Origin of the sequence: Actinoplanes sp. L3-i22, from assembly GCF_019704555.1 — a bacterium.
Taxonomy (GTDB): Bacteria; Actinomycetota; Actinomycetes; order Mycobacteriales; family Micromonosporaceae; genus Actinoplanes.
Genome location: NZ_AP024745.1, coordinates 6,528,710 through 6,548,225 on the forward strand (window position 1 = coordinate 6,528,710; position 19,516 = coordinate 6,548,225).

At 72.6% G+C, this 19,516-nt stretch carries 15 protein-coding genes and 1 pseudogene; 7 read left to right on the top strand and 9 right to left on the bottom strand.

Annotation, left to right across the window (positions count from 1 at the left end):
• The first annotated feature begins 150 nt into the window (after positions 1–150).
• The 5 genes and pseudogenes from L3i22_RS29400 to L3i22_RS29420 all read left to right on the top strand — a co-directional run bounded on the left by L3i22_RS29400 (position 151) and on the right by L3i22_RS29420 (position 4,635).
• Positions 151–1,287 carry a cytochrome P450 gene (locus tag L3i22_RS29400; RefSeq protein WP_221320770.1) on the top strand — a complete coding sequence of 379 codons (1,137 nt, stop codon included), beginning with the start codon at positions 151–153 and terminating at the stop codon, positions 1,285–1,287.
• Positions 1,284–1,973 carry a bifunctional 2-polyprenyl-6-hydroxyphenol methylase/3-demethylubiquinol 3-O-methyltransferase UbiG gene (locus tag L3i22_RS29405; protein ID WP_221320771.1) on the top strand — a complete coding sequence of 230 codons (690 nt, stop codon included), beginning with the start codon at positions 1,284–1,286 and terminating at the stop codon, positions 1,971–1,973. Before L3i22_RS29400 ends, L3i22_RS29405 begins: the two co-directional genes overlap by 4 nt.
• Positions 1,970–2,524: pseudogene (locus tag L3i22_RS54655) on the top strand (MFS transporter); the annotation flags it as partial. The gene L3i22_RS29405 and the pseudogene L3i22_RS54655, both read left to right, overlap by 4 nt.
• A 169-nt stretch (positions 2,525–2,693) precedes the next feature.
• Positions 2,694–3,326: an MFS transporter gene (locus L3i22_RS29415; RefSeq protein WP_221320772.1), complete on the top strand. Its 633-nt coding sequence runs from the start codon at positions 2,694–2,696 to the stop codon at positions 3,324–3,326.
• 208 nt (positions 3,327–3,534) lie between these two features.
• The gene (locus L3i22_RS29420) at positions 3,535–4,635 is read left to right on the top strand and encodes a PQQ-binding-like beta-propeller repeat protein (protein ID WP_221320773.1); all 1,101 of its coding nucleotides are present in this window, start codon (positions 3,535–3,537) and stop codon (positions 4,633–4,635) included.
• 3 nt (positions 4,636–4,638) lie between these two features.
• On the opposite strand, the gene L3i22_RS29425 is transcribed toward L3i22_RS29420, so the two are convergent.
• Entirely contained in the window at positions 4,639–5,277 is a 639-nt protein-coding gene (locus L3i22_RS29425; RefSeq protein ID WP_221320774.1) for a hypothetical protein, read from the bottom strand.
• A gap of 58 nt (positions 5,278–5,335) precedes the next feature.
• Between L3i22_RS29425 and L3i22_RS29430 the strand changes: the two genes are divergently transcribed.
• The gene (locus L3i22_RS29430; RefSeq protein WP_221320775.1) at positions 5,336–6,070 is read left to right on the top strand and encodes a maleylpyruvate isomerase family mycothiol-dependent enzyme; all 735 of its coding nucleotides are present in this window, start codon (positions 5,336–5,338) and stop codon (positions 6,068–6,070) included.
• Between the two features lie 104 nt (positions 6,071–6,174).
• On the opposite strand, the gene L3i22_RS29435 is transcribed toward L3i22_RS29430, so the two are convergent.
• The 6 genes from L3i22_RS29435 to L3i22_RS29460 all read right to left on the bottom strand — a co-directional run bounded on the left by L3i22_RS29435 (position 6,175) and on the right by L3i22_RS29460 (position 11,941).
• Positions 6,175–6,492 carry a nuclear transport factor 2 family protein gene (locus L3i22_RS29435; RefSeq protein WP_221320776.1) on the bottom strand — a complete coding sequence of 106 codons (318 nt, stop codon included), beginning with the start codon at positions 6,490–6,492 and terminating at the stop codon, positions 6,175–6,177.
• Positions 6,493–6,518: 26 nt separating this feature from the next.
• Positions 6,519–7,916: a chitinase gene (locus L3i22_RS29440; RefSeq protein ID WP_221320777.1), complete on the bottom strand. Its 1,398-nt coding sequence runs from the start codon at positions 7,914–7,916 to the stop codon at positions 6,519–6,521.
• 42 nt (positions 7,917–7,958) lie between these two features.
• Positions 7,959–8,720, bottom strand: a complete 762-nt coding sequence (locus tag L3i22_RS29445) for a cyclase family protein (protein ID WP_221320778.1) — start codon at positions 8,718–8,720, stop codon at positions 7,959–7,961.
• Positions 8,721–8,912: 192 nt separating this feature from the next.
• Positions 8,913–10,586 (bottom strand): MOSC and FAD-binding oxidoreductase domain-containing protein, encoded by a 1,674-nt coding sequence (locus L3i22_RS29450; protein WP_221320779.1) that lies wholly within the window; start codon positions 10,584–10,586, stop codon positions 8,913–8,915.
• Between the two features lie 136 nt (positions 10,587–10,722).
• A complete protein-coding gene (locus L3i22_RS29455) occupies positions 10,723–11,430 on the bottom strand; it encodes a hypothetical protein (RefSeq protein WP_221320780.1) in 708 nt (235 codons plus the stop codon).
• A gap of 1 nt (position 11,431) precedes the next feature.
• Positions 11,432–11,941 (bottom strand): SigE family RNA polymerase sigma factor, encoded by a 510-nt coding sequence (locus tag L3i22_RS29460; RefSeq protein ID WP_221320781.1) that lies wholly within the window; start codon positions 11,939–11,941, stop codon positions 11,432–11,434.
• 182 nt (positions 11,942–12,123) lie between these two features.
• Between L3i22_RS29460 and L3i22_RS29465 the strand changes: the two genes are divergently transcribed.
• Positions 12,124–13,341, top strand: a complete 1,218-nt coding sequence (locus tag L3i22_RS29465; protein WP_221320782.1) for a pectate lyase — start codon at positions 12,124–12,126, stop codon at positions 13,339–13,341.
• Between the two features lie 471 nt (positions 13,342–13,812).
• On the opposite strand, the gene atzF is transcribed toward L3i22_RS29465, so the two are convergent.
• Together atzF and L3i22_RS53770 are read right to left on the bottom strand one after the other, a co-directional pair.
• Entirely contained in the window at positions 13,813–15,453 is a 1,641-nt protein-coding gene (atzF, locus tag L3i22_RS29470) for an allophanate hydrolase (protein ID WP_221320783.1), read from the bottom strand.
• Complete coding sequence (locus L3i22_RS53770; RefSeq protein WP_255657246.1) at positions 15,453–19,508, bottom strand: biotin carboxylase N-terminal domain-containing protein; 4,056 nt, start codon at positions 19,506–19,508, stop codon at positions 15,453–15,455. The genes atzF and L3i22_RS53770 overlap by 1 nt, the downstream gene beginning before the upstream one ends.
• Between the last annotated feature and the right edge of the window lie 8 nt (positions 19,509–19,516).

The following is a 19,516-nucleotide window of genomic DNA, read 5'->3' on the forward strand; positions in this document are numbered from 1 at the left end:
GACTCACAAGCATTGACGCATCGACAAACGTAATGACATAGTGCAGCGTTGTCGGCCTACCGCAAGGAGGCAACAATGCGTTACTTCCACTGACCCGCGCCGGTGGGCGGCTGCGACGGCCGCGGCCGCCCGCAACATTCCGGGAACGACATGGAAACCATTCCCGATCCGTTCTTCGATCCGCTGTCCGCCGATGTGATCGCCGATCCACATGTGGCTTATCGGCGGTTACGTGACCGCGATCCGGTCTACTGGCACGCCCAGCTGGACTCGTGGGTGATCACCGGGTACGAGCAATGCCGGCAGGTCCTCGGGGACGTGGCCGCGTTCGGGTCCGACTTCCGCCGGGTCGGCGCGGACGTGCCCCCGGCGCACCTCAGCGTCCAGTCGCTCGACCCGCCGGAGCACGGCCCGATCCGCCACCTCCTCGTCACGGCGCTGCGGGAACAGCCCCCGGCCGCGCTGAACCGGGACGTCGCCGCGATCGTCGCGGACCGGCTCGCCGCCCTGCCGCGCGACGGGGCGGTCGTCGACCTGGTCCCGGCGTTCGCGCGGCCGGTCGCGCGGGCCACCATCGAACGGTTCCTCGGTGGAGAATTGCCCGATGGGCCGGAATTCGAGAAACTGTCGAACGCGATTGTCCGGAGCATGGACGCGGGATTGGCACCGGATCGCGCCGGGCCGGGTGCGGCGGCCCGGGCGGAGCTGAGCGCGATGATCGAGAAATGGCTCGCGGATCCCCCCGAAAACGGATTTCTCGGCGCGGTGCGGCGGGCGAAAGAAGACGTTTCCGAGGCAGTCGTGGCGAATTCCCTGCGAACCGTGCTGCACGCCGGATACGAGTCGGTGAGCCGGTTGATCGGGAATGCGCTCGGACGTCTCGCCCGGGACGGGCTGCGGGCCGATCCGGGACTGGCCGACGAGCTGGTGCGGCTGGACGGGCCGGTGCAGGCCGACGCCCGGGTGTGTGTCCGGGAGACGCGGGTCGGGGCTCATGTCGTACGCGAAGGACAGATTTTGATCGTGATGTTGGCGGCGGCGAACCGGGACCCGGCGGTCTTCCCGGACCCCGACCGGGTCGACGGCGGGCGGGCGCGCGGGGTGCATCTCGGGTTCGGCCGCGGCGCGCACGCCTGCCTCGGTGCGGCGCTCGGCCTGCGGCAGCTCCAGGAGGTGTTGCGCGCCCTGCGCGACGGCGGGATCACGCTGGTCCCGGCCGGTCCGCCGCGCCTGGACCGGACCGCGACGCTGCGCGGGTTCAGCAGCCTTCCGGTCCGGCTGGCATGACCGACGGCTACGCCGGCGCGGCCGGACTCTACGACCTCTTCGCCGCCGCCCAGGGCCGGGCCGCGCTCCCCCGCGTCGCCGAGTTCGCCGCGCTCGCCCGGCCCGGCATGCGGGTCCTCGACGTCGGCGCCGGGACCGGCCGGGTCGCCCTCGCGGTCGCGGAGCTCGGCGCCGCGGTCTGGTGCGTCGAACCGTCCGCCGACATGCGCGGCGTGCTGCTCGCCAAGATCGCCGAACGGCGGGCGATCTGGTCCCGGATCACGGTCCTGGCCGGCGCGGCGCCGGAGCTCCCGGTCCGGGGCCCGTTCGAGTACGCCTACCTGGCCGGCTCCCTGCAGTTCCTGACCGCCGCGCAACGTCCGGTCGCCTTCCGGGCGCTCGCCGACCGTCTCGGGCCCGGCGGGGTGCTGGCCCTCGACATGGTCGGCGACGTTCCGGCTCCCCCGCCGGGCGTGACCGAGATCGCCCAGGTCCGGGTCGGCACCCGCCGGCACGTGCTGACGGCCGAGGTGATCACCGCCGAGGCGGGCGCGACCCTGGTCGAGTACGGCTACGACGAGCTGCGGATCCGGCGCTGGTCCCATGCCCATCCGCTGCCCGACGTGGCGGCCGACCTGGCCGCCTGCGGGTTCTCGGCCACCTCCGTCCGGGATCGTGCCGCGGTGCTGGTGGCGACCCGCTCATGACCGATACCGACAAGCCCGCCGCCCGCACCCGGCAGCTGTTCACGGCCGGCTACCGGCGGCCCACGCTCGGCGTCGTGGTGGTGCTCACGCTCGTCGCGTTCGAGGCGTACGCGGTGCTCACCGCGCTGCCGCAGGCCCTCGGCGACCTGCACGGCGTGCGCTGGTACGGGATGGCGTTCGGCCTGAACCTGGCCGGCGGCCTGTTCGCCAGCGTGATCGCCGGCGGCCTCACCGACCGGTTCGGGCCACTGCCGCCGTTCCTGGGCGGCGGCCTGGTCTTCGCGCTCGGCTCGCTCGCCGTCGGCGCCGCCCACGATCCGGTGACCTTCCTGGCCGGCCGGACCCTGCAGGGCCTCGGCGGCGGCCTGCTCTCGGTCGTCGTCTACGTGCTGGTGATCCGCCGCTACGCCGAGGAGCTGCGCCCGAAGATGTTCGCGGTGATGGCCAGCGCCTGGATCGTCCCGTCGGTGGCCGGCCCGCCGCTCGCCTCCCGGATCACCGAGCTGGCCGGCTGGCGCTGGATCTTCCTGGCGATCGCGCCGCTGCTCGTGCCCGCGCTGCTCGCGCTGATCCCGGACCTGCGGGCGGCCGCCGCGCCGCCGGAGCAACCCCCCGCCGACGCGGAAACTGATCGCCCTGGCCGCCGGGACCGCGGTCGGCGCGACCCTGCTCCAGTACGCGATCCAGGCCCGCACCCCGGTCACCGTCGCCGTCGGCATCGTGGTCGCGCTGGCCCTGCTGGTGGTCAGCGTCCCGCCGCTGCTGCCCGCCGGCACCCTGCTCGCCCGTCCCGGGGCGCCGGTGTTCGTGCTGCTCCGCGGCCTGCTCGCGGGCGCGTTCTTCGGCGCCGAGGTGCTCGTCCCGCTGCTCGCCGCGGCCCGGCCCGGCGGCGGCCCGGCCCTGAGCGGCCTGCTGCTGGCGGCCGGCTCGCTGGGCTGGGCGGCCGGCTCCTGGATCCAGGGCCGCCGGGCCGACCCGCGCCGGCTGATCGTCGGCGGCTGCCTGCTGATCACCGGCGGGACCCCGCTGATGCTGACCGGCGCCGTCCCGGTCGTCGCGGGCGGCTGGTTCCTCGCCGGGATCGGCATGGGCCTGGCCTTCGCCACCGTCAACCGGCTCGCCCTGGAGGCCGCCGAGCCCGCCGAGCAGGGGCGGACGTCGAGCGCGCTGCACGTCAGCGACACCGTGGCGAGCATCCTCACCACCGGGGTCGGCGCCACGGTGGTCACGGCGACCGGGCGGTTCGGGGCAGCGCTCGCGATGACCGCCGGGTTCGCGGCGGTCGCGGCGGTGATCGCGCTGCTCCGGACGCATCCTCGGGAACCCGGGATGGTGGCGGCCGATTCGGCCTAGCCTGCCGGATATGCGAGATCTTCCCGGGCGCAGCGGCACGGCACTGGCAACCGCCTTCCAGCTCTTCGCGGCTTTTATGGCTTTTGCGGCTTTTGCGGTTGCCGAACCGGCTGCGGCTTTTGCGGCCACCGCGCCGGCTGCGGCTTTTGCGTCGGCCGCGGCTTTTGCGTCGGCCGCGCCGACTGCGCCGACTGCGGCGGTTCCGGCGGTGCCCCGGCCGGCGGCGGCGGACTGGGCGCAGGACGGTCACGATGCCGGACACAACGGCTTCAACCCGGACGAATACGCCATCACCGCCGGGACGGTCACACGCCTCGCCCTCCGCTGGACGATCGCCACCACCGCCGGGGCAACCCAGCAACAAACCCCGATCATTTCCGGTACGCAGTTGTTCCTCGCCGACAGCACGGGCATCGGCGCGCACAGCGCCACCACCGGAGCCCTCGACTGGCGATTCCCGCTCCCCAGCGTCCCGGGACAGCGCCCGCCCGTGCTCGCCACCGACGGGCAGACCCTGCTCGCGTACCTGCGCTCCGGCGAGCCCCCGGCCGAACCGGCCGGCGAGCTGGTCGCCCTGGACGCGCTGACCGGCGCGGTCCGCTGGCGCGCGCCGGTCCCGTCCGGCGCCCCGGCCGGCCGGCTGCTGCTGGACCACGGCGTCGCGGTCGCCGGCGGCAACGACGGCGTGACCCTGGGCGCGTGGGCGTTCGACGTGGCGACCGGGCATCCGCTGTGGCAGAAGCTCGGCCTGGACCCGCAGTGGCCGGTCGCCGACGGCAAGCTCCTGCTGTCACGGCCGTACCAGGGCGGGACGCTGGCCGCCGACCTGGTCACCGGCCGGGTGGCCTGGGAGAACGGCAACGACTGGTTCGGCTACGCGGCCGACCCGACCGGCCGGTTCTTCCTGGTCGGCCACGACGCCGAGCTGCTGAAGATCCGCGCCGACACCGGCTTCGTGGTGTGGCGGCGGGCCGGCCTGTGGGGCAACCCGGCGATCGACCACGACCGCGTCTACACCAGCACCGAGGACGACCCGGAGACGGTCGTCGCCGTCGACCTGTACTCCGGCGAGACCCGCTGGACCCTGGCCGCCGGCGGCACCCCGTCGGTGGCCGGCGGCGTGCTCTGGACCAGCCACAGCACCCCGGACTCGGGCTGGCGGCTGGAGGCCCTCGACCCGGCCACCGGCGTCCCGCTCGACCTGCCCGCCCTGGTCCACAGCGCCGGCGGCCCGGACCGGGCGGTCGTCGCGCACGGCTGGCTCTACACCACCGACGGCGCGACCCTGCGCGCCTTCACGGTCGGCTGAGGCTCATTCGGTCGCGGCCGGGTCGGTGACCCGGAAGCGGGGCAGGCGGATGCCGCACGCGTCGACGTGCTCCGGCCGGGGCTCGCCCTCGACCACGAAGCCGAACAGCGCGCCGAGCGCCTCCTCCCCCAGTTCCAGCGGGTGGAACGGCAGCGGATAGGGCTCCTCGACCGGATCGTCGTCCTCGACCGGGTGGGCGCCGTCCCAGAACGGGCGCTCGAAGGCGAACGGCTCGCCGAGGTTCTCCGCGATCCCGCCGTCCGGCGACAGGCTCAGCGACCGGACCAGCGAACCGTCCTCCCACACCGCGAAGCACAGCCAGTCGACCACCGAGTGCATCCCGTGCATCAGGATCCGCCGGCCAGCCCCGAGCGCGAGCAGGTGCCCGGGCAGCTCCGACGGGCGGTCGAGCACCAGCCGGCGATCGGCGAGGAGGTCGGCCCCGCGCAGCACGGTCGCACAGGTGACGTCGTCCGGCGGATAGCAGCCGTCGAACAGATCGCTGTCGTCGTAGGGCGTCACGCCGTACCCCGGGAAAGCCCGCCGGACCAGCCCCTCGGCCGGGCCGGAAGGACCCGCGGCCCGGAGATGTTCCCGCAGGTCACCGTCGGCGAATGCGAGCAGTGCTGTCTTCGCGCCCATGTCACCCCTCGTGCGGCCGCTCTCCCCGTTGACCATCATCGCAGCGTTAGGGTGAGACATGGACGTCATCGACGATCTTGAGGCCGAGCAGGATCGGCTGGAGTCGGTGCTGGCCGCGTTGACCCCGGCCGACTGGGCGCACCCGTCGGCCGCGGCCGGGTGGACCGTCGCCGATGTGGTGCTGCACCTGGCGCAGACCGAGGAGGCGGTGGTCGCGTCGGCCGCCGGCGATGCCGGCGGCATCGACTGGCGTCGCTTCGGAAAAACCGTCGACGAGGGCATGGCGGCGATGGTCCGGGCCCAGCGGGCTTCGCCGGAAGAGATTTTCGTACGGTGGCAGGCCGCCCGCCGAGCCGCGATCCGCGCCCTGCGCACGGCCGATCCGCAGCGCCCGCTGCGCTGGGTCACCGCGTCGCTGAAGCCGCGCACCCTGGCCACCACCCGGCTCGCCGAGCACTGGGCGCACGCCCTGGACATCACCGGCCCGCTCGGCATGGACTATCCGGACACCGCCCGCCTGCGGCACGTCGCGTGGCTGGCGCACAGCACGCTGCCGTACGCGTGGCACCTGGCCGGGCGCCCGGCCGTGCCGGTCCACTGCGACCTGACCGGGCCCGGCGGCGAACGGTGGGAGTTCGGCGACCCCGCCGCCGAGTCGGCGATCAGCGGCGCGGCCGGCGCCTTCTGCCGGGTCGGCGCCCAGCGCCTGTCCCCCGCCGGCTCCGGCCTGCACACCCACGGCCCGCACGGCGCCGAGGCCCTCGCCCTGCTCCGCAACTACGCGGTCACCTGAGCGCTCCGTGCCGCCGCGATCAACGCGCCGGGAGGTTTCCGACCCGAGACCCGGCCGACCTGACCGATCGTCGGCGGCGGCGAGCCCGACGGGTCCGGGCCGGCTCAGTCGAACGCGATGGTCATCTCGGCGACCAGGCCGTCACGGCGGAGCAGGGTGAGGGTGCCGGTGCCGCCGCGGGACCAGGCGAACGTGATCACGTCGCGGGAGCCGTCCGAGCGGACGCCGTGGATCTCGATGGTGTCGTCGGGCGGCTGGGCGGCATAGGCGGCGGCGATCGCCTCGCGGCCCCGGAACGGCCCGGCCGGTGGGCCGATGAACGCCATCACCGCGTCCGGGTGCAGCGCGGCGAGGAACACCGCCCAGTCCCCGGTGGTGACCGCCGTGTTGAAGCGGGCGACATGCACCGCGGCCTCGCTCATGGCGGTCACCGTACCGGGCCGGCCGGTCAGGGCAGGGCGTTGAGGAACGGCTCGTGGCTGTTCCGGAACTCCCAGCCGTAGAACCTGTCCCAGTTGATCGACCAGGTCATCAGGCCGCGGAAGTTCGGGTTGGTGCCGCTGCGCGGCGCGTACGAACCGCAGCTGACGCCCTTGACCAGGCAGTTGACCGCCTCCTGGACCGCGGCCGGGGCGACGTAGCCGTTGCCGGCGCTGACCGAGCTCGGGGCGCCGAACGCGATCTGGTCCTCGCGCAGCGCGGGGAACATGTTGGCGGTGTTGCCGGCGACCGGGAAGCCGGCCAGCATCATGTCGGTCATCGCGATGTGGAAGTCGGCGCCGCCCATCGAGTGGTACTGGTTGTCCAGCCCCATGATCGAGCCCGAGTTGTAGTCCTGCACGTGCAGCACGGTCAGGATGTCCCGGACGGCGTAGATCACCGGAAGGTACGAGCCGGCGCGCGGGTCCTGGCCGCCCCACGGGCCCGAGCCGTAGTACTGGTAGCCGAGCTGGACGAAGAACGTCTCCGGCGCCATGGTCAGCACGAAGCCCGTACCGTAGCGGGTCTTCAAGGTTTTGATCGCACTGATCAGATTCACGATCACCGGCGTGGTCGGGTTCTTGAAGTCGGTGTCCCCGGTGTTGAGCGACAGCGAGTGGCCCTCGAAGTCGATGTCGACCCCGTCCAGACCGTACTTGTCGATGATCGCGCTGACCGAGCTGACGAACTTGTCGCGGGCCGCCGTCGTGGTCAGCTGGACCTGGCCGTTCGCGCCGCCGATGGAGAGCAGCACCTTCTTGCCGGCCGCGCGCTTGGTCCTGATCGCGGCGATGAAGTCGGCCTCGGACTCGACGCCGGGGCACTCGGCGACCGGGCAGAGCTTGAACTGGATGTCACCGGAGGTGGCGCTGGTCGGCTCGCCGAACGCCAGGTTGATGATGTCCCAGTCGGCGGGCACGTCGGCCATCCGCAGGTAGCCGGAGCCGTTGGCGAAGCTGCTGTGCAGGTAACCGATCAGCGCGTGCTTCGGCAGCCCGCCCACCGGGATCGGGGTGCTCGGCGAGGTCGACGGCGTCGGGGAGGCCGATGGCGAGGTCGACGGGCTCGGTGACGCCGGAGTGGAGACGGACACCGACGGCGACGGGTTGGTGGTGCCGCCGCAGGCGCCGTTGTTCACCCACACGTCCCATTGGCCGCTGTGCGTGGCCGGGTCCTCGTTCTGGGTCCACCACTTCGCGGTGTAGTTGTTGCCGCCCTTGGCGGCGACGTTGTCCTTGACGTAGGTGGCGCTCGCGCTCCAGGCCGGAGCGCAGGCCGTGGCGGCGCTCGCGGAGGCCGCGACATAGACGGTTGAGCATGCAGCGGCCAGGGCAGCCACCGCCGCAAGGATCACGGATCGACGCATGCGCAATTATTAGGACTGTTAACTGAAGATGTAAAGAGGTGACTACCAATTGGCCAGCACGCGAGCCTGACCTCCGGAGCCGCCCTCGTAGGGAATCAGCCCCACGAATATCTTCGCGCCCTGGCGCGGCAGGTGCGCCAGATTCGCCAGGTTCTCGATCCCGTAGCGATCAGCCGCGGTCAGCGCGTGGTGCGTCTCGAACGCCGTGGACGGCGCCGGATCGAGGCTGAGCGTGTCCACCCCGAGGGCGCGGATCTTCCGCTCGCGCAGCAGCCATCGGCAGGCATCAACCCCGAAACCCGGAAAATGCGCACGGTACGCCGCGGCGTCGCCCACCTTCGCACCCCAGCCGGAGTACATCAGCACCGCCGCCTCGTCCGGTATCCGGCCGTAGCGCCGCTCGAACGCGCGCAGATCGTCGACGGTCACCACGGTGTCCGGGCTGCGCGCCGCCCGGGCCGCGATGTCGATCACCACGGCCGGCAGGTACAACTCGGACGGGCGCAGCTCGGTGGAGGTCCGGCCGCCGGCGGTGAAGTGCGCGGGCGCGTCCACATGGGTGCCGATGTGCTCCAGGACCCGCCACTCCTGCATGAAGTAGCCGTCCGCCTCGATGGTCGTCACGGTTCGCCGGACGGCCTCCTCGCCGGGCTCGAACCCCGGGAAGGCCGGCCCCAGCCGGTACGTGAGGTCCAGCAGCCCCGGCCGGCCGGCGGCGACCGCGGGCGCGGTCAGGGCCAGGGACGCGGCGATCCCCGCGCCGCCGAACAGGGCGGCTCGGCGGCTCAGATGTCTGGTGCACATGGACGGTCGGCCCCCTCCGGACGATGTGGCTGCGCCCCCATCCTCCCGTCCGGGCCACGATCCCCGCGCGAAGTGCCGGAATCCGTCACCCGCCCAGGTGGCCGGAGACCTCGTCGAGCGCCCCGCCGCTCCGCCTGTGACCTGCGGCACGGCTGAAGATCAAACCCAGGACCGATTTCTTCCCGTACGGCGTCAGAGGTCGAGCACGACGTCCCCGTCCGGCCTCGCGCAGCAGAGCAGCGCGTCCCCCGGCCCCGGCAACTCCAGCGGCCGCGGGTCGTAGCCGACCTCCCCGGCCAGCACCGGCGTCACGCAGGTGTGGCAGACCCCGGACCGGCACGCCCACCGGGTCGGCACGTCGCACGCCTCGGCCAGGGTGAGCAGCGACGTCTCGCTCGCCGGCCAGCGGGTCGACAGGCCGGCCCGGGCGAACGTCACCCGCGGCCCGGTTCCCGGCGGGCCGGGCGGCTGGTGCGGTGGTCCGGTCACGGCACCGGTCACGCCGGGATTGATCGCCGAGCGCTCACCGAACCGCTCGGTGTGGACCGCGCGCGGGTTCAGCGCGGCCAGCGCCGTACCCAGGTCGTCCATGAATCGCCGCGGCCCGCACAGATAGGCGGAGGCCTGGACGGGAAGGCCCAGGCTGGTGATGGTGTCCGCCGTCAGGCGCCGGCCCTCCGCGGTCAGGAAGACGTGCTGGTGGGCGTGCGGCAGGCCGGCCAGCAACGCGGTGACCTCGGCGGCGAACGCCAGCTGGGCCCGGTCGCGGGCGGTGTGCAGCCACCACACCGCACGGCCGGTGTGCTGCGCGGCGAGCCGGTGCAGCATCGCCAGCAGCGGCGTGACGCCGACCCCGGCGGAGATCAGCAGCACCGGCTCGGCGCCGTCGGCGAGGACGAAGTCGCCGCGCGGCGCCGCGACGTCCAGGGTCATGCCGGCCCGCAGCTCGCGGTGCAGCCACGAGCTGACCCGGCCGTCGCGCTTGACGCTGATCCGGTAGGCGGGCTCGCCCGGCGCCGACGACAGCGAGTAGCTGCGCACCGGCGCCGGATCGCCGGGCACCCGCAGCGTCAGGTAGCGGCCGGCCTCGGCCGGCGGCAGCGCGGTCCCGTCCGGCGCGGCGAGCCGGATCGACCGGATCGACGCGCTCTCCGGAACGATCTCGGTCACCACCAGCGGCCGGAAGCCGGTCCAGCCCGGTTCGGCGCCGACCGGCGGCGCGCCGCCACCGGCCAGGATCTCGCGGAACGACTGCTGCCAGCCGGGGCTGAGCGCCGGGATGTCGGCGGCCAGCCGGACCCGGTCCAGGTCCCGGCCGGGCAGGTAGAGCAGGGCGTCGATCTCGGCCACGGTCATCGCGTGCCGGCCCTTCCCGACCAGCACGATGTCGTCGCCGGCCCGGACCTGCCCCTCGGTGATCACCCGCAGGTAGAAGCCCGGCCGCCGGTGCGACACCAGCAGCGCCGGCAGGGTCGGCGCGTCCATCCGCATGCCGAGCCGGTAGCAGGTGACCCGCGGCTGGGTCACCTCGAAGACGGCCTCGCCGATCCGGTACCGGTCGCCGACGCAGACCTCGTCGTCGGGCAGGCCGTCGACGGTGAAGTTCTCCCCGAACTGCCCGAACTCCCAGCCGTCCCGGCCGAGCTGGGCGCTCCAATAGGCGAGGGACTCCACCTGGTAGACCAGCACGGCCCGCTGCTCGCCGCCGTGCCCGGCCAGGTCGCCCTGGCCGTCGCCGTCGAGGTTCAGCCGGCGGGCCATCCGCGGACCGGTGACCGGCGTCTTGCCGATCCCGGTCCGGACGGTCCGGCCGCGCCAGGCCACGTCCTTCGGCATGCCGACGTTCACCGACAGCAGCGTCGCCATCGTGCTCCTCCGTGCCAGGTGGAAATCCCTCAGCGCATTCTTACTTGCCGGCGGGCGGTGCCGGTTTCTTACCTGCCGGCGGTGCCGGTTCTTACTTGCCGGTGGTGCCGGTTCTTACCTGCCGCGGTGCCGATTCTTACTTGCCGGTGGTGCCGGTGGCGGCGGCCATCCGGTCGATCGCCTCCTGGTGCACGTGCAGGCCGGCGCCGAGTTCGAGCAGCTGCTCGCGGCTCAGCGGCACGTCCGCCTGGATGGTCGCGTAGACCTTCGGCGACACCAGGATCATCAGCTGCTGGGTGGGACCGATCCCGTGGATGACGGCCGGGTGCCCGCCGACGGTAACTTTCTCCCCGTCGTCGGTCCCCTCGCGGTAGAACTTCGGCTCCAGGTAGATGCCGATCTTGCCGCCGAGGTCGCGCGGGTCGTACATCGGCGCCTTGGACGGGTCGATGCCGGCCGGCGGGTTCCGGACCGCGTCCGGCGCGATGGTCAGGCCGCCCTCGTCGTCGTTCTGCACGAAATAACCCTCCGGCACCTTGTCGACGGTGAAGTTCTTCGGCTGCTCGCCGGCGTAGTCGACGAGCCGGAGGCCGCCGGCCGCGGTGCTCCCGGCGACGGTGCTGCTCCCGGCGACCGGCGGCGCCGTCGGCGTGCCGGTCACCGCGCCGGTGACCGAGATGGTGGCGACGATCGCGGCGACCCCGAAGGCGGCGACCGCCGCGGTCTGGAACGTCCGGCGGCGGCGCGCGGCCCGCTGCCCGCGGGCCACGTCGGCGGCCACGAGGTCGGCGGAGGCGGCCTCGATCGGCCCGCCGAAGCGCTGAAGCCTGGTCTGCAGATCCATGTCAGTTCACTCCCACTTCTTGAAAGGTGTCCAGGCCGGCGCGCAGTTTCTCCAGCGCCCGGGCGGTCTGGCTCTTGACCGTGCCGACCGAGCAGCCCAGCGCCCGGGCGGTGTCGGCCACGTCCATGTCGTGCACGAACCGGAAGACGATCGCCGCGCGCATCCGGGGCGGCAGCTCGCCCAGCGCCCGCGCCAGCTCCGGGTCGCCGTCGTCCGCCGAGGGCGTGCCGGGCTGGTCCGGCACCTCGGCGAAGGGCCGCTCGAAGCGCCGCCACACCCGGCGTTTCTCGTCCAGGAGGGCATTGAACAAAGCCCTCCGGACGTACGCGTCGGGGCTGCCCGCCCGCCGGAACGCGGCCCAGGACACGTACAGCTTGGTCAGCGCCGTCTGCACGAGATCCTCGGCGAGATGAGCGTCGCCGGCGGTCAGCAGGCGGGCGGTGTGCAGCATCCGCCCCCGGTGCTCCCCGACGAACCCGGCGAACTCCTGGTCACGCTCGTCTACTTTCATGCCCCTCAAGACCGTCGCGGGTGCGCGCCAGGTTGCACGGCACCCGGCACGAAACATGTAGGCCATCATTCTGCAAACCTTTGCAACTCCTTGTGATCACATCGACGGGTGCCTATCGTCCACAGGAAAGCGCTTTCCCCCGCGTGATGCACATCCCCGAAGACGAAGGTGAGACACCCCGAATGAGACGATCAGTCGCCCTGCGATGGGCAGCCGGCGGAGCCACCGCGATCACCACCGCCGCGATCATGCTGATGCTCCCGACGGCCCAGGCCATGGCCGCCGACAACCTGAGCCTCAGCTCCACCGCCGGTGCCGACGGCTCCAGCAAGGCCAGCGGCACCAGCTACGGCAACGTCCGGGACGCCAGCACCACCACCTACTGGGCGCCGAACGCCACCACCGGCTACGTCTCGGTCAAGTGGAGCAGCGCCCTGACGGTTTCCTCCGCCGTCATCCAGCAGGCCTCGGGCGGCGGCACCATCACCGCCTGGCGGATGCTCAACGGCGACTCGGGATCCGTCCTGACCAGCGGGAGCGGCAGCCCGGGCACGATCACGTTCACCGCCACGTCGCTGAAGAAAATCACCTTCGAGATCACCGGCGCGTCCAGCGCGCCGCGGATCGCCGAGTTCGAGACCTACAACGGCGGGACGACCCCGACCACCAGCCCGACCGCCACCGCCAGCCCGACGCCCAGCTCGACCGGGGGCAGCGGCAGCACGCCGACCGGCGCGTGGCCGTCCTCGGCCGGGAACGTCTCGGTCTCCGGCACGATCAACGTCACCGGCACCTACGACGGTGGCATGAAGACGTTCTGCTGCATCGGGGACGGCTCGCAGAGCGAGTCCCAGGACCCGATGTTCTCCATCGCCAACGGAGGCACCCTGCAGAACGTCATCATCGGCTCCCCCGCCGGTGACGGCGTGCACTGCGAGGGCACCTGCACGATCAAGAACGTGTGGTGGAACGACATCGGCGAGGACGCCGCAACGTTCAAGGGCACCGGCGGCGGCACCAGTTACGTCATCGGCGGCGGCGCCAAGGCCGGCAGCGACAAGACGTTCCAGCACAACGGCAACGGCACGGTCAGCATCTCCGGCTTCTACCTGAGCGGCTCCGGCAAGCTGTACCGCGCCTGCGGCAACTGCACCAACTCGTACCAGCGCAACGTCAAGATCGACAACGTGCTGCTGAACGACATCGACATGGTCGCCGGCATCAACACCAACTGGGGTGACGTCGCCACCATCACCCGCGTCACGATCACCAACGCCTCCAGCGCGGTGGTCTGCGGCCAGTACAAGGGCGTGGCCAAGGGCAGCGAGCCGACCTACCTCGGCCCGGGCTGGAACAACGCCAACTGCAAGGTCACCCAGAGCGACGTGACCTACAAGTAGGCCGGTTCCCGGGCGGGGCGCTCACCGTAAGGTGGGCGCCCCGCCACCCTCGCGCCCCGCCACCCTCGCGCCCCGCCACCCTCGCGCCCCGCCACCCTCGCGCCCCGCCACCCTCGCGCCCCGCCACCCCCGCGCCCCGCGCTGCCGCACCCCGCACCCCGGCGCCACCGCGCCCCGCGCTGCCGCACCCCGCACCCCGCGGGGCCGCACCCCGGCGCCGCGCCGCCGCCGAGCCCAGCCGCCACAGCGCCATCTCACCGGCAACCGCTGAGCCACGGGCGGCCGGTTCAGTCCCTGCCGCGGTGCTTGTCGCTGACCGCCGCCTCCACCTCGGCGAAACCATCCACCGCGTGCCGGCGGATCAGTGCCGCCGCCGGACCAGCCGCCGGACGGCGACCGCCAGCCGCTGAATCCTCGTCAGCAACAGGTCCCCGAGCACATACCGCGGCGCGAGCAGCGTGATCCTCCGCATCAGTCCGCCGCCGACGACAGATAGGCCAGCCAGCCCCCGTGCCCGGTGATGTCCGGGGCGCCGTCCATCGCGACCGGCTCACAGAGGAACCCGGTCACCGAGCTCCCGTCGGCGAGCCGGACCTTCCCGAGCGCCATCGGCTCGGGCAGCCCCGCCAGGAACGGCCCGAGCGCCGCCGGCGGCACGTCCCACACCTCCCCGTCGATCGCGGCGCCACCGGCGAGGACCCGGACCAATCCGGGTTTGCCGGCCGGCAACGCGTACAGCCGGTACTCCGGCGCGGTCCGGACCGCCCCGACCAGCCGCGCCCCCACCGAGGTGAGCTGATGGTTGAGCGGCTGCCCGGCGAGGTGCGCCCCCACCACCAGCAGCGGCAGCCCGCGGACCGGCGCCGGCGCGGGCGGCTCCCCGACGATCAGCGCCGCGATGTCGGCGGCGACCGCGTCCGCGAAGCCGCGGGTGACCACCTGCACCCCGATCCCCGGCGCCGGCACCGCGACCGCGGCCAGCCCGAACAGGTTGCAGAAGTTGGTGTACGTCCCGACCAGCGCGTTCACCCCGATCGGATCCGCCCGGACCTCGGCGATCGTCGGGTGGACCGGCGCGGTCGGCAGCAGCAGCGCGTCCGCGTCCCCCCACTCCGCCATCGCCGCCCGCCGCAGCTCCGCCAGCCGTTCGGTGTCGGTGACGAGCACGTGCGCCGGGATGTCCCGGGCCTTGCCGATGATCGCGCCGACCGTCGGGTCCACGTCGCCCGGCGCCGTGTCGACGAACGCGCCCACGGCCGCGTACCGCTCGGCGACGAACCCACCCTCGTACAGCAGCTTGGCGGCCTCGAGGAAAGGCTCCAGGCGGATCGGCCGCAGCCGCGCCCCGGCCGCCTCCAGGGATTTCGCGGCCCGTTCGAAGGCCGTGACCCATTCCGGCGACATCCCGGGCAGCTCGGTGGGCACGGCGACGACCGGCCGCGGTGGCGCGGCGAGCGGCGCGTCGGCCGGGTACACCGGATCGCTCATGATCGCGATCGCCTCGCGGCCCTCCGGGAGGGTCCGCGCGAAGATCGTCACGCAGTCGAGGCTCCGGCAGGCCGGCACCACCCCCGCGGTCGGCACCAGCCCGAGCGTCGGCTTGACCCCGACGATCTGCTGGAACGCCGCCGGCACCCGCCCGGATCCGGCGGTGTCGGTGCCGATCGCCAGGTCCACGATCCCGAGCGCGACCACCACCGCCGACCCGGAGCTCGACCCGCCGGAGACGCGGTCCGGATCCCGGACGTCCCGCACCGCCCCGTACGGGCTGCGGGTCCCGACCAGCCCGGTGGCGAACTGATCCAGATTGGTCTTCCCGATCACGATCGCCCCGGCGTCGACGAGGCGCTGCACGGCCGGCGCGCTGACCGCGGGCCGGTACGCGAACGACGGGCACCCGGCCGTCGTCGGCAGCCCGGCCACGTCGACGTTGTCCTTGACGGCCAGGAGTTTCCCGGCGAGCGGCAGGTCCGCCCCGGCGGCCAGCCGGTCCTCGAGCGCGACCGCCTCCGCGAGCACCGCCGCGCGGTCCCGCAACGAGATCCACGCCTCCGGCCGTTCCCCCAGCGCGAGCTGGTCGAACGCGGCCCGAACCCGGTCCACCGGCGTCATCAGGACTCCTCTCCCACGATTACCACCAACGGGTTGCCGGGCGCGACCTGCGCTCCGGGCGTGACCAGAACATCCGCGACGATCCCGCCGCGGGGTGCGGCGACGACCGTCTCGAGCTTCATCGCCTCCAGCGCGAGCAGCGGCTGACCGGCGACGACGACGTCCCCGGGCCGCACGTCGACCCGCCACACGCTGGACACGAACGGCGCCTCGACCAGGGTGCCGCCGGCCGGCACGGCGACCTCGCCGACGGCGACCGGCGCCGGCGGTTCGGGCCGCGGATCGAACTCCCCGGCAGCCGCCCATGCCGCGCGCTCGTCCCCGAACGCCGCCGCCTGCTTGGCGCGGAAGGACGCGATCGAGTCGGCGTTGTCGTCCAGGAACGCCTGGTACTCGGCGAGGCGGAAAGTTCCTTCGTCGATCCGGAACCGGTGCCGGCCGGCGGCCACGTCGGCGCGCAGGTCGAGCAGTTCCTCGGCGCCGACCGGGTACCACTGGATCCGGTCGAAGTGTCGCAGCAGCCAGGGCGTTCCCTGCCGCGCCCACCGGTTCCAGACCTGCACGGTCCGCCCGACGAACTGGTAGCCGCCGGGCCCCTCCATGCCGTAGACGCAGAGGTACGCGCCGCCGATCCCGACCGCGTTCTCCGGCGTCCAGGTGCGCGCCGGGTTGTACTTGGTGGTGACCAGCCGGTGCCGCGGGTCGAGCGGGGTCGCGACCGGCGCGCCGAGGTAGACGTCACCGAGCCCGAGCACCAGGTAACTGGCGTCGAACACGGTCCGGTAGACGTCGTCGACGCTGTCCAGCCCGTTGACCCGCCGGATGAACTCGATGTTCCACGGACACCAGGGCGCGTCGTCGCGGACCCCGGCCATGTACCGCGCGATCGCCTCCCGGGTCGCCGGGTCGTCCCAGCTCAGCGGCAGGTGCACGACCCGGCTGGGCACTTCGAGGTCCTCGGTCGCGGGCAGTTCGAGGGACCGGACCACGTCCAGGAGTTTCCGCACCGGCAGCACCGCGGGGTCGACGTGGATCTGCAGCGACCGGATCCCCGGCGTCAGGTCCACGACGCCGGTCAGCCCCTCCGCGCGGAGCCGGTCCATCAGCGCGTGCCCGCGCATCCGCAGCCCGAGGTCGAGCGTCATCGGCCCGAACTCGACGAGCAGATTGTCATCCCCGGACCGCCGGTAGGTGACGTCCTCGTCCCGCGCCAGGATCCCGTCGTCGGAAGTTTTCTTCAAAGGCCCAAAATCAAGATCATTGACGGGTACGAACGTGACCGTGTCCCCCGGGCTGAGCTGCCCCAGCTTCCACCGCTCGGCCGTGATCACCGTTGCCGGGCAGACGAACCCGCCCAGGCTGGGACCGTCCGGCCCGAGCAGGATCGGCACGTCCCCGGTGAAGTCGACCGCCCCGACCGAGTAGGGCGTGTCATGAATGTTCGACGGATGCAGCCCGGCCTCACCGCCGTCGGTCCGCGCCCACCGCGGCTTCGGCCCGACCAGCCGCACCCCGGTCCGCGCCGAGTTGAAGTGCACCTCCCAGGTGGCGGCGTAGAACGCGTCGACGTCCTCCCGGGTGAAAAATTCCGGCGCCGCATGCGGCCCCTCGGTAACCCTGATCCGCCACTCCCGCCGAATCACCGGCCGCTCCCCCACCGGCACCACCCCGCCGGCACCGTCCCACCCCCCAGCACCACCCCCGCCGGAGCCGGCCCATCCCACGCCGCCACCCCGCCCGGAACCAGCCACCAGCCCACCACCACCCCCGCCGGAGCCGGCCCGCCTCGCCTTGCCATCCCGCCCAGCCCTCGTCGGCAGCACACCATCGCCCCCGCCGAAGCCAGCCCGCCCCACGCCGCCACCCCGCCGAGGCCCCGGCGGCAGCACACCACCGACCACGCCGGAGCCGGCCCGCCCCACGCCACCATCCCGCCCGGCTCCGGTCGGCAGCACACCACCGACCTGGTCTGACCTGGTCAAAAGCTCGTCGCCAGCCCGGCCGGAACCGGTCCGGAGCACGTCGCCGATCCGGAGCGCCCGCCCACCGTGCCCACCGAACTGCCCGAGCGTGAACGTCGCCGCACTCCCCAGATACCGCGGAACATCGAGTCCCCCGGCAAACAGCACGTAGACCCGCAGCCCACCGTCCCCGACCCGCCCCACGTCGAGCACCGAGCCGGCCGGAACGGTGACGGCTTCCCACCGCGGCACCCGAGCCCCATCGACGGTCACCGGCGCCGCCGCCCCGGTCACGCAGATCGTGGTAGCGGCACTGAACCGAAGCGCCGGCCCGTCCACCGTGCACTCCAGCCCGGGCGCACCTTCATCGTTCCCGAGCGCCTTGTTCCCTAGCCGGAACGAAAGGTCATCCATCGGCCCGGACGGCGGAACCCCGACCTCCCACAACCCGATCCGCCCAGGCCAGTCCTGCACCGTGGTCAGCGTCCCGGCCCGCTCCACAACAACCCGCGGCTCCTCGTCAACCACGGTGGAAAGCGTCGCCGTCGAGTGCGTAGCGGAAAGAACCTGCGGCTCGATAACCGCAGCCCGCAGCAGCCCGAGATTGGTCTCGATCCCATCAACCCGGGTCTCCCGCAAAACCTCCAACATCTTCGCGTACGCAAGTTCACGAGTCGCCGCAAAAACAATTACCTTCGCCAACATCGGGTCATAAGCGGTGGAAACTTCCGTCCCAGCCGCCACCCACCCATCAACCCGCACCGAACCCGACGTGGCAAAAATTTCCTTCCCGGCCGCCTCTGCCCCGCCCACGCAATCTGCATCCCGAGCGGCGAAAACTTCCTTCGCGGCCGCCCCTGCCCTGCCCACGCAATCTGCATCCAGAGCGGCGAAAACTTCCTTCGCGGCCGCCTCTGCCCTGTCCACCCGCGCCCCATCGAGGACGGCGGAGGTTTCCTTTACCGTCGGCACCCGGTCTGGCGCCTGCACCCGCACCTTCGCCTGCACCTCGTCCGGGAACCGCACGTTGGTGATCAGTCCCGCGCTCGGCCGGTAGCCCTGGGTGGGATCCTCCGCGTAGACGCGCGCTTCGACCGCGGCGCCGGCCGCCTGCAGTGGCGTATCCAGGAAACCGGCGTCGCCCTGCGCGAGTCGCAGCATCCACTCCACCAGGTCGATGCCGAAAATTTCCTCCGTGACCGGGTGCTCCACCTGCAGACGCGTATTGACCTCGAGGAAGGAGATTTCTTCCCGGGTGGCGTCGTAGACAAATTCCACTGTGCCCGCCGACCGGTAGTTCACCGACGCGCACAACGCCACCGCCGACTCCTGCAGGCGGGCCCGCACGGCGTCCGGCAGTCCGGGGGCCGGCGCTTCCTCGATCACCTTCTGATTGCGCCGTTGCAGGCTGCAGTCCCGGTCCCCGAGCGCGACCACCCGGCCCAGCCCGTCGCCGAACACCTGTACCTCGACGTGCCGCGCCCGCTGGACGAACCGTTCCAGGAAGACCCCGCCGCTGCCGAAGTTGGCGACAGCGAGGCGCTCGACCCGGCCGTATGCCTCCACGAGGTCCTCGGGGTTCTGGCACGCTTGCATGCCGATGCCGCCGCCCCCGCCGGTCGCCTTGAGCATGACCGGGTAACCGATCCGCTCGGCCTCGACCAACGCCTGATCGATTCCGGACAGCAGCCCGGTCCCCTCGATCATCGGCACGCCGGCCTGACGGGCCAGGTCCCGCGCGGTGTGCTTGGCGCCGAACGCGGTGAGCTGCTCCGGCGTCGGCCCGACGAACATCAGGCCCGCGGCGGAAACCTTCGTCGCGAAACCGGCGTCCTCGGAAAGAAACCCATATCCCGGGTGCACGGCGCCGGCACCGGTGGAAAGCGCCGCGTCGAGTACCCGGTCGGTGAGGAGATAACTTTCGCGGGCCGGCGCCGGGCCGAGCCGGACGGCCAGGTCGGCCATCCGGACGTGCGGCGCGGCCCGGTCGGCGTCGGAGTAGACGGCCACGGTCTTCAGGCCCATCCGCGAGGCGGTGCGGATGATCCGGCAGGCAATCTCGCCGCGGTTCGCGACAAGCAGGGTGTCGAACATGGGAGCGG

Bases quoted from the DNA above. Each gene is read 5' to 3' on its own strand.
- L3i22_RS29465 (WP_221320782.1), top strand. From the start codon at position 12,124: ATGAGACGATCAGTCGCCCTGCGATGGGCAGCCGGCGGAGCCACCGCG.
- L3i22_RS53770 (WP_255657246.1), bottom strand. From the start codon at position 19,508: ATGTTCGACACCCTGCTTGTCGCGAACCGCGGCGAGATTGCCTGCCGG.
- L3i22_RS29450 (WP_221320779.1), bottom strand. From the start codon at position 10,586: ATGGCGACGCTGCTGTCGGTGAACGTCGGCATGCCGAAGGACGTGGCC.
- L3i22_RS29405 (WP_221320771.1), top strand. From the start codon at position 1,284: ATGACCGACGGCTACGCCGGCGCGGCCGGACTCTACGACCTCTTCGCC.
- L3i22_RS29435 (WP_221320776.1), bottom strand. From the start codon at position 6,492: ATGAGCGAGGCCGCGGTGCATGTCGCCCGCTTCAACACGGCGGTCACC.
- L3i22_RS29400 (WP_221320770.1), top strand. From the start codon at position 151: ATGGAAACCATTCCCGATCCGTTCTTCGATCCGCTGTCCGCCGATGTG.
- L3i22_RS29425 (WP_221320774.1), bottom strand. From the start codon at position 5,277: ATGGGCGCGAAGACAGCACTGCTCGCATTCGCCGACGGTGACCTGCGG.
- L3i22_RS29430 (WP_221320775.1), top strand. From the start codon at position 5,336: ATGGACGTCATCGACGATCTTGAGGCCGAGCAGGATCGGCTGGAGTCG.
- L3i22_RS29440 (WP_221320777.1), bottom strand. From the start codon at position 7,916: ATGCGTCGATCCGTGATCCTTGCGGCGGTGGCTGCCCTGGCCGCTGCA.
- L3i22_RS29455 (WP_221320780.1), bottom strand. From the start codon at position 11,430: ATGGATCTGCAGACCAGGCTTCAGCGCTTCGGCGGGCCGATCGAGGCC.
- atzF (WP_221320783.1), bottom strand. From the start codon at position 15,453: ATGACGCCGGTGGACCGGGTTCGGGCCGCGTTCGACCAGCTCGCGCTG.
- L3i22_RS29445 (WP_221320778.1), bottom strand. From the start codon at position 8,720: ATGTGCACCAGACATCTGAGCCGCCGAGCCGCCCTGTTCGGCGGCGCG.
- L3i22_RS29460 (WP_221320781.1), bottom strand. From the start codon at position 11,941: ATGAAAGTAGACGAGCGTGACCAGGAGTTCGCCGGGTTCGTCGGGGAG.